This window comes from Saccharomonospora piscinae, from assembly GCF_005862235.1.
In the GTDB taxonomy this organism is placed as follows: domain Bacteria; phylum Actinomycetota; class Actinomycetes; order Mycobacteriales; family Pseudonocardiaceae; genus Saccharomonospora; species Saccharomonospora piscinae.
Genome location: NZ_VCEK01000004.1, coordinates 305,241 through 317,136 on the forward strand (window position 1 = coordinate 305,241; position 11,896 = coordinate 317,136).

At 72.5% G+C, this 11,896-nt stretch carries 12 protein-coding genes; 4 read left to right on the plus strand and 8 right to left on the minus strand.

Annotated features, from left to right (window positions below; translation table 11 throughout):
• Positions 1–90: 90 nt before the first annotated feature.
• Together FFT09_RS17755 and FFT09_RS17760 are read left to right on the plus strand one after the other, a co-directional pair.
• Positions 91–954 carry a fumarylacetoacetate hydrolase family protein gene (locus FFT09_RS17755; RefSeq protein WP_138383386.1) on the plus strand — a complete coding sequence of 288 codons (864 nt, stop codon included), beginning with the start codon at positions 91–93 and terminating at the stop codon, positions 952–954.
• Positions 951–1,706, plus strand: a complete 756-nt coding sequence (locus tag FFT09_RS17760; RefSeq protein WP_138383387.1) for an SDR family NAD(P)-dependent oxidoreductase — start codon at positions 951–953, stop codon at positions 1,704–1,706. Before FFT09_RS17755 ends, FFT09_RS17760 begins: the two co-directional genes overlap by 4 nt.
• A gap of 29 nt (positions 1,707–1,735) precedes the next feature.
• Here the strand turns inward: FFT09_RS17760 and FFT09_RS17765 are convergent, their stop codons facing one another.
• Positions 1,736–2,818 (minus strand): pentapeptide repeat-containing protein, encoded by a 1,083-nt coding sequence (locus FFT09_RS17765; protein ID WP_138383388.1) that lies wholly within the window; start codon positions 2,816–2,818, stop codon positions 1,736–1,738.
• A 54-nt stretch (positions 2,819–2,872) separates the two neighbouring features.
• Positions 2,873–3,271 carry a winged helix-turn-helix transcriptional regulator gene (locus tag FFT09_RS17770; protein WP_138383389.1) on the minus strand — a complete coding sequence of 133 codons (399 nt, stop codon included), beginning with the start codon at positions 3,269–3,271 and terminating at the stop codon, positions 2,873–2,875.
• Positions 3,272–3,360: 89 nt separating this feature from the next.
• On the opposite strand from FFT09_RS17770, the gene FFT09_RS17775 reads away from it, so the two are divergent.
• Positions 3,361–3,981, plus strand: a complete 621-nt coding sequence (locus tag FFT09_RS17775; RefSeq protein WP_138383390.1) for an NADPH-dependent F420 reductase — start codon at positions 3,361–3,363, stop codon at positions 3,979–3,981.
• A 32-nt stretch (positions 3,982–4,013) separates the two neighbouring features.
• On the opposite strand, the gene FFT09_RS17780 is transcribed toward FFT09_RS17775, so the two are convergent.
• The 4 genes from FFT09_RS17780 to map all read right to left on the minus strand — a co-directional run bounded on the left by FFT09_RS17780 (position 4,014) and on the right by map (position 8,866).
• Entirely contained in the window at positions 4,014–4,697 is a 684-nt protein-coding gene (locus FFT09_RS17780) for a FadR/GntR family transcriptional regulator (RefSeq protein WP_081194881.1), read from the minus strand.
• A complete protein-coding gene (locus tag FFT09_RS17785; RefSeq protein WP_024875976.1) occupies positions 4,688–5,044 on the minus strand; it encodes an L-rhamnose mutarotase in 357 nt (118 codons plus the stop codon). The genes FFT09_RS17780 and FFT09_RS17785 overlap by 10 nt, the downstream gene beginning before the upstream one ends.
• A gap of 24 nt (positions 5,045–5,068) precedes the next feature.
• On the minus strand, positions 5,069–8,011 hold the full coding sequence (locus tag FFT09_RS17790; protein ID WP_138383391.1) for an AfsR/SARP family transcriptional regulator: 2,943 nt from the start codon (positions 8,009–8,011) through the stop codon (positions 5,069–5,071).
• A gap of 93 nt (positions 8,012–8,104) precedes the next feature.
• A complete protein-coding gene (map, locus tag FFT09_RS17795) occupies positions 8,105–8,866 on the minus strand; it encodes a type I methionyl aminopeptidase (RefSeq protein ID WP_138383392.1) in 762 nt (253 codons plus the stop codon).
• Positions 8,867–8,946: 80 nt separating this feature from the next.
• Here map and FFT09_RS17800 point away from each other — a divergent pair, with 80 nt between their 5' ends.
• Positions 8,947–9,213 carry a helix-turn-helix domain-containing protein gene (locus FFT09_RS17800; protein WP_138383393.1) on the plus strand — a complete coding sequence of 89 codons (267 nt, stop codon included), beginning with the start codon at positions 8,947–8,949 and terminating at the stop codon, positions 9,211–9,213.
• 85 nt (positions 9,214–9,298) lie between these two features.
• Here FFT09_RS17800 and FFT09_RS17805 read toward each other — a convergent pair whose 3' ends face one another.
• Both FFT09_RS17805 and FFT09_RS17810 read right to left on the minus strand, forming a co-directional pair.
• On the minus strand, positions 9,299–10,330 hold the full coding sequence (locus FFT09_RS17805) for a LacI family DNA-binding transcriptional regulator (RefSeq protein WP_138383394.1): 1,032 nt from the start codon (positions 10,328–10,330) through the stop codon (positions 9,299–9,301).
• Positions 10,323–11,891, minus strand: coding sequence for a glycoside hydrolase family 13 protein (locus tag FFT09_RS17810; RefSeq protein WP_138383395.1), 1,569 nt, complete (start codon positions 11,889–11,891; stop codon positions 10,323–10,325). The genes FFT09_RS17805 and FFT09_RS17810 overlap by 8 nt, the downstream gene beginning before the upstream one ends.
• Positions 11,892–11,896 lie beyond the last annotated feature (5 nt).

Genomic DNA, 11,896 nt, shown 5'->3' on the forward strand with positions numbered 1-11,896 from the left:
TTTCGCTCGGCAGAGGCAGGCGGCATGATGGTGCAGGCGCACAACCAAAGACCCGACCAATGATGCTGGCCCCCGTAAGGAGTACACACCGTGAGATTCGCCCGCCTCGGCCCGGTCGGCGCCGAGACACCCGTCGTGCTCGACGGCGACACGGCCTACGACCTCAGCGCGCTCACCTCCGACCTCGACGGCGCGTTCCTGGCCTCCGGGGGCACCCGGCTGGCGGCCGGTGCGCTCGCGGCGGGGGAGCTGCCCGTGCTCGCCGACGCCGCGCGGGCCAGGGTCGGTGCGCCCGTCGCCCGGCCCGGCGCGGTGATCTGCGTGGGCATGAACTACGGCGCGCACGCCGCCGAGTCCGGATCGGCGCCCCCCGAGGTGCCCATCCTCTTTCTCAAGACGCCGAACACCGTCGTGGGCCCGTACGACGACGTGGCGATCCCGCCCGGCAGCGAGCGCACCGACTGGGAGGTCGAACTCGGCATCGTCATCGGCCAGTCGGCGTCCTATCTGGACTCGCCGGAGCGGGCGCGGGAGCACATCGCCGGATTCGTCGTGGCCAACGACGTGTCGGAACGGCAGTACCAGCTGGTGGACTCCGGCGGCCAGTGGAGCAAGGGCAAGTGCGCTCCCGGCTTCAACCCCGTGGGCCCGTGGCTCGTCACCCCCGACGAGGTGGACCACACCGCGCTGCGGCTGCGCAGCTGGGTCAACGGCGAGGCGAGGCAGGATTCGCTCACCTCGGACATGATCTTCGGAGTCGACCATCTCGTGTGGTACATCAGCCAGTACGCCGCGCTGGAACCCGGTGATCTGATCATGACGGGAACGCCCGAGGGAGTGGCCCTGTCGGGCCGGTTCCCGTACCTGGCTCCCGGCGACGTGGTGGAGCTGGAGATCGACGGTCTCGGCAGGCAGCGGCAGACGTTCACGGAGACGAGGAGGTCCCGGGCATGACAGACACCACGGAGTTCGGCGGAGTGCGTGCCCTCGTGACGGGTGGTGCGTCGGGCATCGGCGCGGCCGTCGTGGCGGAGCTGCGCGAGCGGGGAGCCACGGTGGCCGCCCTGGACCGCAGCGACGGCGCGGCCGACGGCGGGTACGCCGTGCGCGCCGACGTCACCGACGACGACTCCGTGCGCGCCGCCGTCGACGAGGTGGCCGGCCGGTTCGGCGGGCTGGACGTCGTCGTGAACAACGCGGGCACCGGAGCGCAGGGCACGGTGGAGGCCAACGGCGACGACGAGTGGCACCGCGTGTTCGACGTGAACGTGGTCGGCATGGTGCGGGTCAGCAGGGCGGCGCTGCCGCATCTACGGCGCTCGTCGCGGGCCGCGATCGTCAACGTCGGCTCGATCGCGGCCACGGCGGGACTGCCGCAGCGCGCGCTGTACAGCGCCACGAAGGGCGCGGTGACGGCCCTGACCCGCGCGATGGCGGCCGATCACCTTGCCGAGGGCATCCGCGTCAACGCCGTCAATCCGGGCACGGCCGACACCCCGTGGGTGGGCAGGCTGCTCGACGCCGCCGACGACCCCGAGGCCGAGCGCGCCGCGCTGGAGGCGCGCCAGCCGCACGGGCGGCTGGTGTCGGCGCGGGAGATCGCCCACGCCGTGGCCTACCTCGCGAGCCCACTGGCGAGCTCCACCAACGGCGTGTCGCTGGCCGTCGACGGCGGCATGCAGGACCTGCGGCCGCGCCGGGGCTGACGCTGGCTGCACCGCCTCCGGTGCCGAGATCACGAGTCGTGGCGGGTCAGGCGCAGGGACGTGTGGGGCAACTCGCCGGGGGAGCGGGTCGCCAGAGCGCGCCACCCCACGGGCCAGACGTGGTCCCGCCCGGCGACGGCGCGGGCGTCCTCGAAGTACGTGTGCCGCGAGACCAGTGTGCGGGCGAAGTCCGCACGTCCACCGAACCGAGCCGCCGCGAAGTCCGCGTTGCCGTGGAACCGTGCCTCCGCGAAGTCGGCTCGCCCGCCGAAGTCGGCGTGGAGGAACCGCGCCTCGCCTGTGAACTCGGCTCCGCGGAATCCGCAGGGGCCGAGGAACACGGCGCGGTCGAAGCGGGCGATTCCGGCGAAGAGGGCACGGTCGAATGCGGTCTCACCGACGAAGCGCGCACCCGCGAACGTGGTGTTCCGGTGGAGCCGGCGGTCGCTGAGGTCGAGCTGGTGCAGGGTGGCTCCGGTGAGGTCGATGTCGAGGTCGTCGCCCCAGTATTCGGGGTCGGGGGGCAGCTCGCTTCGCGGTGCGCGGTGGACGTGCTCGCGCAACAGCGTCTGCACGGTGTGGCGGACCTGAAGCTCCTGCCGGTGGGCGGTGCGCTCCGCCTCGCTGAGCTCGGCCGCGTCCGGGTCGGGGGCCGACATACGCAGGTACGCGCACCACACGTTGACGATGAGGCGGCGCTGGACCGGATGCTCCTGCCCGAGCCGCTCCAGCGCGTACAGGCCGCCGAGCCGCAGCGCGGCGCTGTCCTCGCCGAGTTGCTCGACCGCGACGGTGTAGAGGTCGGTGACCCGCCGCTGGTCGGCGTCGTGCCGCGTCGCGGTGTCCATCAGTTCGGTGGAGCGCTGCCGTCGCACCGCGAGCAGCAGGGTGAACGCGGCGCCCGCCCCGCCGGTGGCGGCCAAGCCCGTGCGTACGGACTGGATCTCGATCGTCGCCCGCTGCGCCGCCGTCCCGACCTCGCCAGGCCAGGTCCACCACGCGACACCGGCCCCGATGGCGACCGCGGCGGCGGCGTAGGCCGCCACCAGCCACCACGACAGCGGACGCGGCGCTGGCTCGGTGAAACGCCGGCGCGGCCGTGCCGTGATCATGCGACCACTATGCCGATCCCGCGTGGCGAAGGCGAGGGGCTGTCAGAAGTCCGATCAGGACGGTCGAGGAGGTGGGGGCCGCCCCGTCAGTGAGCCCGGGGCGACGTCCTGGGCGGCGAGAAGCTCGTCGCCGTGCTCGGTGGCCCAGCGCGCCAACGCTGCCACCGGGCCGTCGAGCAGGCTGGCTCCGAGCGGCGTGACGGCGTAGTCCACCCGGGGCGGCGCCTGCGCTCGGCGGTGCCGCGTGATCAACCCGTTCGTCAGCAGCCGGTGCAGCGCCTCGGTGAGTGCCTTGTCGCTGATACCGCCGATGTCCGCACGCAGGTCCCGGCGACGGCGCGGACCGCCATGCAGTGCGGCGAGCACGACCGGCCAGATGTGGGTGAACAGGTCCGTGGCCGCGCGGAGGCGGCAGTCCGCGACGGCGTGTGCGCGGTCGTGACGGTCGCTCATCGGCACAGTCTGCCGTGCCGAAACGCACCGTTCGGTGCGGATCGGGCTGGCTACGATCCCGGCCGAGTGATCGAGAGAAAGGGCAACTCATGCGAATCGGGATTCTGGGCACGGGCACGCTTGCGCTGGCACTGGGACGCCGCTGGGCCGAAGCCGGGCACGATCTCGTGGTGGGGGGCCGCTCGGCACCGAAAGCGACCGCTGTGGCGCAGCGGCTCGGTGGAAGAGCGGGCACCTTCCTCGCCGCGGCCACCGAGCGGGACGCCGTGTTGCTCGCCGTGCCGTGGTCGGCGGTGGAGGACGTGCTGAGTCAGGCGGAGGCCCAGCAGCGGACCCTCGCTGGGACCACGGTGATCGATCCCGCCAACGCGCTCGACGACACCGGTGCTCTGCGAACCGCGCCCGCGGCCTCACACGCGGAACACGTTGCGACGCTGGCGCCTGGTGCGCACGTCGTCAAGGCGTTCCACCTCTGGCCCGCGCGGCGGTGGAACGAGCACGAGGACGCCGGGGACACGGTGGTGATCTGCGGCGACGAACCCGGACTGCCCGTGGTGAGCGCCCTCGTGCGGGATGCCGGAGCCACTCCCGCGGTACTCGGCCCGCTGTCACGGGCACGTCAACTGGAGGAGACCGCGGGCTTCGCGCTCGGTCTCGCACTCGCGGGAACCGAACCCCGGTCGGCGCTGCCGGCGGTCGGTGCCCGCTGATGGCCGGTGGCACGCGGCACCGGCCCGGCCCGCTAGTCCCTTCGGACCAGGGTCTCGCGCAGCCACTCCTCGACACCCGCGATGTGCACGGTCGCCCAGGACCGGGCGACGTCGGGCTGCCGCTGCGCGAGCGCCTGCTGGATGGCCCTGTGCTCCGACAGGGTGCGGGCCACGGCGGCGTCCTGGGTGATGCCCCGCCACGTCCGCGCCCGCTGGGTACGCCCGGAGACACTGTCCACGAACGAGCACAGCACCTGGTTGCCGGAGCCCGCCGCGATGCGGTGGTGGAACTCCAGGTCGTTGGTCACCAGCTGCTCGACGGTGGGATTGTCGCCCAGCGAGTCGAGCAGCGTCCCCAGCTCGGCGATGTCGGCCTGGGACATCGACCGCGCCGCCATCGCCGTGGCTGCGGGTTCGAGGATGCGGCGCACCTCGAGGAACTGCAGCACGGTGTCGTCGCGGTGGAAGTCCACGACGAAACCCATCGCGTCCATCAGCAGCGCCGGTTCCAGGCTGGTGACGTAGGTGCCGTCACCCTGCCGGACGTCGAGGACGTGGATCAGCGCCAGCGCCCGCACGGCCTCGCGCAGCGAGTTGCGGGAGAGCCCGAGGCGGTCGGCGAGGTCGGCCTCGCGCGGCAGCCGGTCGCCGGGACGCAGTTCACCCGCGACGATCATCTGTTTGATCGCTTCGATGGCGCTGTCGGTCACGGACACGGGTTCACTCCGCTTTCGGTCTCGCGGTCGCGCTGCTCGGCCAGGCTCCACACCAGCGGAATGCCGTCGTCCTCGCCCGAGTAGTCGTCGGCCTTGGCATGCAGTGGAGCGACGGTGGCCTGCCAGCGCACGTTGGCGGGGTGATCACGCAGTGCGTCGCGCATGGCGTGGTAGTCGGCCACGTCGATGAGGTGGAACAGGTGCCTGCCGTCGCGCCAGATGCGCCAGTCACGAACGCCGTTGTCGGCGAGCGCCGCGGCGACGTCGGCGGGAATCGTCTCGTGGACGGCCTCGTAGTCGGCTTCCCTGCCGTGGTCGAGCACGGTGTGCAGAGCGATCTGGGGCATCGCGGCTCCCTTCGGGTTCAGCCGTCACGATACATCCGATCTTTCGTCCGGGGGAGGTTCGGTCCGCTCCCGGCCGTCCTGCCGGAGCGCGGCACGAGCGCGGATGACGGCCTGGCGCGCTCGCGCCGTCCATGCGGGGTAGATCTCCCCGGACAGAGAGGTGGCGCACGCGACGAAGTGCCGTAGCGCCCTCGCAGGCTCGCCGTCGTGCAAGTACACCTCACCGAGGGCGTAGGCGGTCAGAGCCTCGCCGTAGCTGTCACCTGCCTGGCGGAACATCGCCAGGCAGGTGTCGAGCAGCCGAAGCCCCGCCTCGCGGTCGCCGGTGGCGGTCCTGGCCTCGCCAAGCCTGCGCAGGGTGATGCGCTCGCCCTTGCGCCAGCCGAGTTCGCGGCTCAGCCGCAGGCTTTCCTCGTAGTGCGCGAGCGAGTCGGCCGCACGACCGGACTCGAAGGTCGCGATACCGAGGACGCGCAGGAACGCGGCCCGGTGAGTCCCGCAGACCGCCTCGTTCAGTGCGAGTGCCCGGCCGCACACGGCCACGGCCTCGTGGCGACGGCCCCGGTGCAGCAGACTTCCGGCCCGCACCAGCCAGACACGCAGCAGGCCGTGCACGTCGCCGAGCGCGGTGAACACCGCCTCCGCCCGCACGGCGTGGCGGTCGGCGTCCTCCAGCGTCCCGGCCATGACCGCGCACGCAGCGAGACCGGTGAGCGCGTAGGCCGCGGTGTGGTCGTCGGCAGCGCGGTCGCCGCGGTGCCGCAGCCGGTGGAACTCCTGGCTCGCCTCCCTCACCCGGCCCCGGTCCACCTCGACATCGGCGCGGACGAGCCGCAGGCGCGTCTCGATCTCGCGCGCACCGGTGGCCCTCGCGTGCGAGGCCACGGTGTCCAGGACCCGCACGGCGTCGTCGTGACAGGCCGCGTTGATCAGGTAGGGCGTCAGATCGCATGCGAGCGAGGCCGCCGCGGTCAACTCGTCCGCCGTGTCGATCAGGGAGAGCAGCGTGGCCCGTTCCGCGTCGAGCCAGGCCCGCGCCTCGGGACTCGGTTCCACCCGGTCGGGGCTGCCCGGAGGCGGCGGCGCGAAACACAGCGGGAACTGACGGGACGCGGTGACCACGTGTGTGCGTGCCTGGGCTACCAGCCGGCGCACGGCCTCGGCCTCGCCTGCCCGGTCCCGCCCGGCCGCGCGCTCCTGGGCGAAGGAACGGAGCAGGCCGTGCGTGCGGTAGCGCAGCCGGCCCGCGGCGTCGCGTTCGTGAGCGGTCAGAAAGCCCGCGCCGGTCAGCGTTTCCAGCACCCGCTCGGTGCGGGCCGAGGCCGGGGGTTCGCCGAGCAGGGCCGCGAAGGCCCACGGGGCGAGCGAGTCCGCGCCCGTCCGGCCGGCCAGCCGGAAGATCAGCCGGGCGTCGCCGGGCAGGGTGGCGTAGGCGGCCTCGAACGTGGCCCGGACGTCGAGCGAGCCCGCGCGCAGTTCGTCGAGGCGCGACCGGGCGTCGCGCAACCGCTCGGCCAGCGCGGACACGGGCCACGCGGGCCGTGCCGTGAGCCGGGCCGCGGCCACCCGGATCGCGAGCGGGAGGTGACCGCAGGCCGCCAGCAGAGCTTCGGTGGCCTCGGGGTCCTCCGCCACCCGGTCCCGGCCGATCAGCCGCGCCAGCAGCGCGGTGGCCTCGGCCGCTCCGGGCGCGGCCACGGTGATCGGCGTGGTCCCCGGCAACGCGACCAGCGGATGACGCGAGGTCACCAGCACACCGGTGGCGGACGTGCCCGGCAGCAACGGCTCGACCTGCGCGTCGTCGGCCGCGTCGTCGAGCACCACCAGAATGCGCCGGTCCGCCATCCGCGCGCGGTACAGCGCCGCGCGCTCGGCCGTCGACGGCGGCACGACGGCTCCGTCCACCCCGAGCAGCCGCAGCAGCTCGCCGAGTAAGTCACCCGGGTGCCGTGGCTTGTGGTCCCCGTCGTGGAGGCGCACGAACAGCTGCCCCTCCGGATACGCCGCTCTGACCCGGTGGGCCGCGTGGACGGCGATCGTGGTTTTCCCGACGCCGGGCGGCCCGCTCAGGACCACGATGGGCGGAGCTGCTCCGTTGGAGTTCAAAGCCAGGTCGACGGCGGCCAGTTCCGGGGCGCGCCCCACGAAGTCGGCGATGTCGGGCGGCAGCTGGCAGCCCGGCGCGGCCGCCTTCGGCATGCCCGTGAGGGCGAGCTGCGGCGGGTCCGGGGGATGCGGTGGCGAGTCCGGCGGCTCGTCGTGCAGCACGGCCAGGTGCAGGTCCCGGAGCTCGGGACCGGGTTCGACCCCCAGTTCGGCGACGAGTACGGTCCGGGCCCGGTGGAAGGCACGCAGCGCCTCCGCCCGCCGTCCCGCCCGGTGCAGTGCGGTGATCAGTTGCCGCCACAGTTGTTCCCGCAGCGGGTCGGCCTCCACGGAGGCGGACACCTCCGTGATGACGTCCGTGAGCAGCCCCAGCCGTAGCCGCACGTCGATCCAGTCGGTGCGCGCGTTGCGGGCCCGCTCCGCCAACTCGGCGATGCGGGTGTGGGCGGGCAGAGCCAGCGGCACGTTCTCCGCCGGTCTGCCGCGCCAGAGGGCGAAAGCCCGCTCGAAGGCGACGTGCGCACGATCCGCCGCGCCCGCGTCGGCCGCACGCCTGCCCGCGCGGATCGCGTCCTCGAACTCGACGAGGTCGAGCCGGTGTCCGTCGAGGCCGAGCCGATAGGCGTCACCGTCGTGGTCAACGCCGATGCGGGACCGCCGGAGCTGCGACACGTACGTCTGCACGTTGGCCACCGCGGACTTCGGCGGCTCGTCCCACAGCCAGGACACGAGCTTGTCGCGCGTGACAGCGGCACCGGGATGGAGCAGCAGGGTCGCGACGACGGCCGACCGCTTGCCCCGGAGCGGCACCGGTGTGCCGTCGCAGTACGCGGTGAGGGGGCCGAGGATCGCGTACTCCATCCAACCTCTTCCGGCTACCGCTGACGGGGTGACTGGGGTTGATTGTCGTCCACGTCGCCGCGTGCCGGTGCGCGCCCTCGCCGAGCCGGAGACTCAGGCCGTCAAGATCACGGGGCCGTCCTCGGTGACGGCGACGGTGTGCTCGGAGTGCGCGGTGGGTGAGCCGTCGGCGGAGCGCAGCGTCCAGCCGTCGGGGTCGGTGACGATCCGGGCGGACCCGGCCGTGAACCACGGTTCGAGCGCCAGCGTCGTGCCCGGCCGCAGCGGCAGGCCCCGCCCCCGCCGTCCCACGTTGGGCACGTGCGGGTCCTCGTGCATCGTGCGTCCCAGGCCGTGCCCGCCGAACTCGGTGTTCACCTCGTAGCCGTGGTAGTCGGCCACCGCCCCGATGGCGGCCGAGACGTCGCCGAGCCGGTTACCCGGCCGCATGGCCGCGACGGCGGCGGCCAGCGCCTCCTCCGTGGCGCGCACCAGCCGGAGATCGGCCTCGCGCGGGGTTCCCACGACGACGGTCACGGCGGCGTCGGCCACCCAGCCGTCGATGCTCACGGCGAGATCCATGCTCAGCACGTCGCCGTCGCGCAGGAGGTAGTCGTGCGGCAGACCGTGGAGCACGGCGTCGTTGACCGACAGGCAGACGGTGTTGCGGAACGGTCCCCGGCCGAAGGAGGGGGCGTAGTCCCAGTAGCACGAGTCGGCTCCGCGCTCGCGGAGGCGGGTGCGGGTGTGGTGTTCGAGGTCGAGCAGGTTGACGCCCACCTCGGCCTTCGTGCGCAGGTCGGCCAGGACGTCGGCGACGAACGCGCCGGTGACACGCATGCGGTCCAGCTCGGCGGGCGACTTCAACTCGATCATGCCAGCTCCAGGGGTAGGTATAATAATACCAACCACTATAGCACTTGTCGGTATTGTTATACCCATCCTAGGCTGGTGGGATGGTGCGTCTTCCGCTCACGGCTGAGCAGATCCAGTCCGGAACCCGGCTCGGGGCCGCGGTGCGTGAGCTGCGGGCGGGCCGTGGTCTTGACGACGTCGCACGCGCGGCGGGTATTTCTCCGGAGACGCTGCGCAAGATCGAGACCGGCAGGTTGCCGAGTCCGGCCTTCGGCACGGTCGTGGGTCTCGCGGACGCGCTCGGGGTGCCGATCGGGCACCTTGCCGACGTCTGGCGCGGTGACCCGGCGCTGGATGCGGCGTCCTGACGGACCGGCTTGACGCAGCGAAGGCCACCTTCGCCGCACCTCACGCAGTGAAGGTGGCCTTCACGGCACTCCGGGCCCCGGCACCTCAGCTTGGGCAGGCGGCCGTGGAGCCCCGCACCACCAGTTCCGGCTGGAAGAGGTACTCCTCGGTGGGCACCTCCGCGCCCGCGACCTCGTCGAGCAGCGTGCGCACCGCCGCCGTCACCATCGCGCTCACCTTCTGCTGGATGGTGGTCAGCGGCGGGTCGGTGAACGCGATCAGCGGCGAGTCGTCGTAGCCGACCACGGAGAAGTCCCTCGGCACTTCCAGACCACGGCGTCGTGCCGCCCGGATCGCGCCGAGCGCCATGAGGTCGCTGCCGCACACCACCGCCGTGCAGCCCTGTTCCATCAGCGCCCACGCGGCGGAGTGCCCGCCCTCCACCGAGAACAGCGAGTGCACGATCAGCGAGTCGGCCTCCGCCTCGCCGCCGAGTACGGGCACCATCTTCCGCCGGAACTGCTCGGTCTTGCGCTGCGCGGGCACGAACCGGTTCGGCCCGACCGCGAGCCCGATGCGTTCGTGACCGAGTTCCCGCAGGTGCGTGATGGCGAGATCGACCGCCGCGCCGTCGTCGTCGGAGAAGAACGGCGCGTTCACCTCCGGCGCGTAGCCGTTGACGAACACCACCGGCACGCCCTCGTCGATCAGCCGCCGGTAGCGGTCGTGGTCGGCGGTGGTGTCGGCGTGCAGTCCCGACACGAACACGATGCCGGACACGCCGCGCGCGGTGAGCGTCTCGATGAACTCGTCCTCGGTGGCCCCACCGGGAGCCTGCGTACACAACACGGAGCGGTACCCGCGCAGCACCAGCGTGCGGTCGATCACCTGCGCGAACGCGGGGAAGATCGGGTTGTCCAGCTCGGGGATGATGAGGCCGATGAGACCCGCGCTGCGCTGGCGCGACCGCGGGGGCCGCTCGTACCCGAGCCGGTCCATCGCGGCGTGGACCGACTGCCGGGTGGTCGCGGCGACCCCCGGCCTGCCGTTGAGCACGCGGCTCACGGTCGCTTCGCTGACCTTCGCCAGCTCGGCGATGTCCGCGAGCCGGACGCCGTCGAGGGCGTGTCTAACCATCCACGTCTCCGCTCCACCACACAGCGCTCTCGGCGGGCAGCGTCACCGTGTCGGCGCCGAGGCCGAGTTCCGAGTCCGGGCAACTCGCCAGGCGCACCGTTCCCGGCCGGGGCATCGTCACCGGCGACGACGTGAAGTTCACCGTGCAGGTGAACGACTCGCCCCGGCGGAACGCGAGGACGCCATCGGGTGCCTCGTCCCAGGTGATGCCTTCCGAGGGAAGCGCACGTCGCTGCCGCAGTGCCTCACGGTACAGCGACAGGGTGGACTCGGGGTCGTCGTGCTGCGCCTCGGCGGTGAGCGCGGCCCAGTCGGCGGGCTGCGGCAGCCAGGAGGACCCGCCGAACCCGAACGGCGGCTCGCTGCCCGACCACGGCAGCGGCACCCGGCAGCCGTCGCGTCCCCGGTCGGTGTGGCCGGAACGCTCCCACACCGGGTCGGCCAGCACCTCGTCCGGCAGGTCGGTGACCTCGGGAAGCCCCAGTTCCTCACCCTGGTACACGTACGCCGAGCCGGGCAGGGCGAGTGTGAGCAGGGCGGCGGCCCGCGCGCGCCGCAGGCCCTGTTCGCCGCCGCCGTAGCGGGTGACGTGCCGGTGAACGTCGTGATTGGACAGCACCCACGTCGAGGGCGCAGCGAGCCCGGCCACCGCGTCGAGCGATTCGTCGATCACGCGCCGGAACACGGGAGCCGACCACTCCGCCTCGACGTAGTGGAAGTTGAACGCCTGGTGCAGCTCGTCCGGCCGGAGGTAGCGCGCGAGCCGCTCCGCCGTGGGCACCCACGCCTCCGCGACACCGATGCGTTCCCCCGGGTACGAGTCGAGGATCTTGCGCCACTCACGGTAGATCTCGTGGACGCCGTCCTGGTCGAAGTAGGGCAGCGACCGCGTGGTCAGCAGCGATGCCTGCTCGGTGCATTCCGCGTCGGGCAGCCCGTCGGCCTTCACCATGCCGTGCGCGACGTCGATGCGGAAACCGTCGACTCCCCGGTCGAGCCAGAAGCGCAGGATGTCGGCGAACTCGGCCCGCACCTCGGAGTTGCGCCAGTTGAGGTCGGGCTGGGCGGGGTCGAACAGGTGCAGGTACCACTGCCCGTCCGGCACCTGGGTCCACGCGGGTCCGCCGAACACCGACTCCCAGTCGTTGGGCGGCCCGCCGTCCCGCCCGTCGCGGAACAGGTAGCGGTCGCGCGCCGCCGAGCCCGGTGCCGCCGCCAGTGCCTCGGCGAACCACGGATGCTGCGAGGAGGTGTGGTTGGGGACGACGTCCACGATCACCCGCAGGCCGCGTGCGTGGGCGTCGGCGATCAGCGCCTCCGCGTCGGCCAGGTCGCCGAACAACGGGTCCACGGCGCGGTAGTCGGCCACGTCGTAGCCGCCGTCGGCCATCGGGGAGGTGTAGAATGGGGTGAGCCACACCGCGTCCACACCGAGGTCGGCCAGGTAGTCCAGTTTGGATCGCACACCCGGGAGATCGCCGATGCCGTCACCGTTCGCGTCGGCGAAACTGCGCACGTACACCTGGTAGATGGTCGCGGTCCGCCACCACTCGTTGCTCATGATTT

Bases quoted from the DNA above. Each gene is read 5' to 3' on its own strand.
- FFT09_RS17775 (WP_138383390.1), top strand. From the start codon at position 3,361: ATGCGAATCGGGATTCTGGGCACGGGCACGCTTGCGCTGGCACTGGGA.
- map (WP_138383392.1), bottom strand. From the start codon at position 8,866: ATGATCGAGTTGAAGTCGCCCGCCGAGCTGGACCGCATGCGTGTCACC.
- FFT09_RS17785 (WP_024875976.1), bottom strand. From the start codon at position 5,044: ATGCCCCAGATCGCTCTGCACACCGTGCTCGACCACGGCAGGGAAGCC.
- FFT09_RS17760 (WP_138383387.1), top strand. From the start codon at position 951: ATGACAGACACCACGGAGTTCGGCGGAGTGCGTGCCCTCGTGACGGGT.
- FFT09_RS17765 (WP_138383388.1), bottom strand. From the start codon at position 2,818: ATGATCACGGCACGGCCGCGCCGGCGTTTCACCGAGCCAGCGCCGCGT.
- FFT09_RS17810 (WP_138383395.1), bottom strand. From the start codon at position 11,891: ATGAGCAACGAGTGGTGGCGGACCGCGACCATCTACCAGGTGTACGTG.
- FFT09_RS17800 (WP_138383393.1), top strand. From the start codon at position 8,947: ATGGTGCGTCTTCCGCTCACGGCTGAGCAGATCCAGTCCGGAACCCGG.
- FFT09_RS17790 (WP_138383391.1), bottom strand. From the start codon at position 8,011: ATGGAGTACGCGATCCTCGGCCCCCTCACCGCGTACTGCGACGGCACA.
- FFT09_RS17770 (WP_138383389.1), bottom strand. From the start codon at position 3,271: ATGAGCGACCGTCACGACCGCGCACACGCCGTCGCGGACTGCCGCCTC.
- FFT09_RS17805 (WP_138383394.1), bottom strand. From the start codon at position 10,330: ATGGTTAGACACGCCCTCGACGGCGTCCGGCTCGCGGACATCGCCGAG.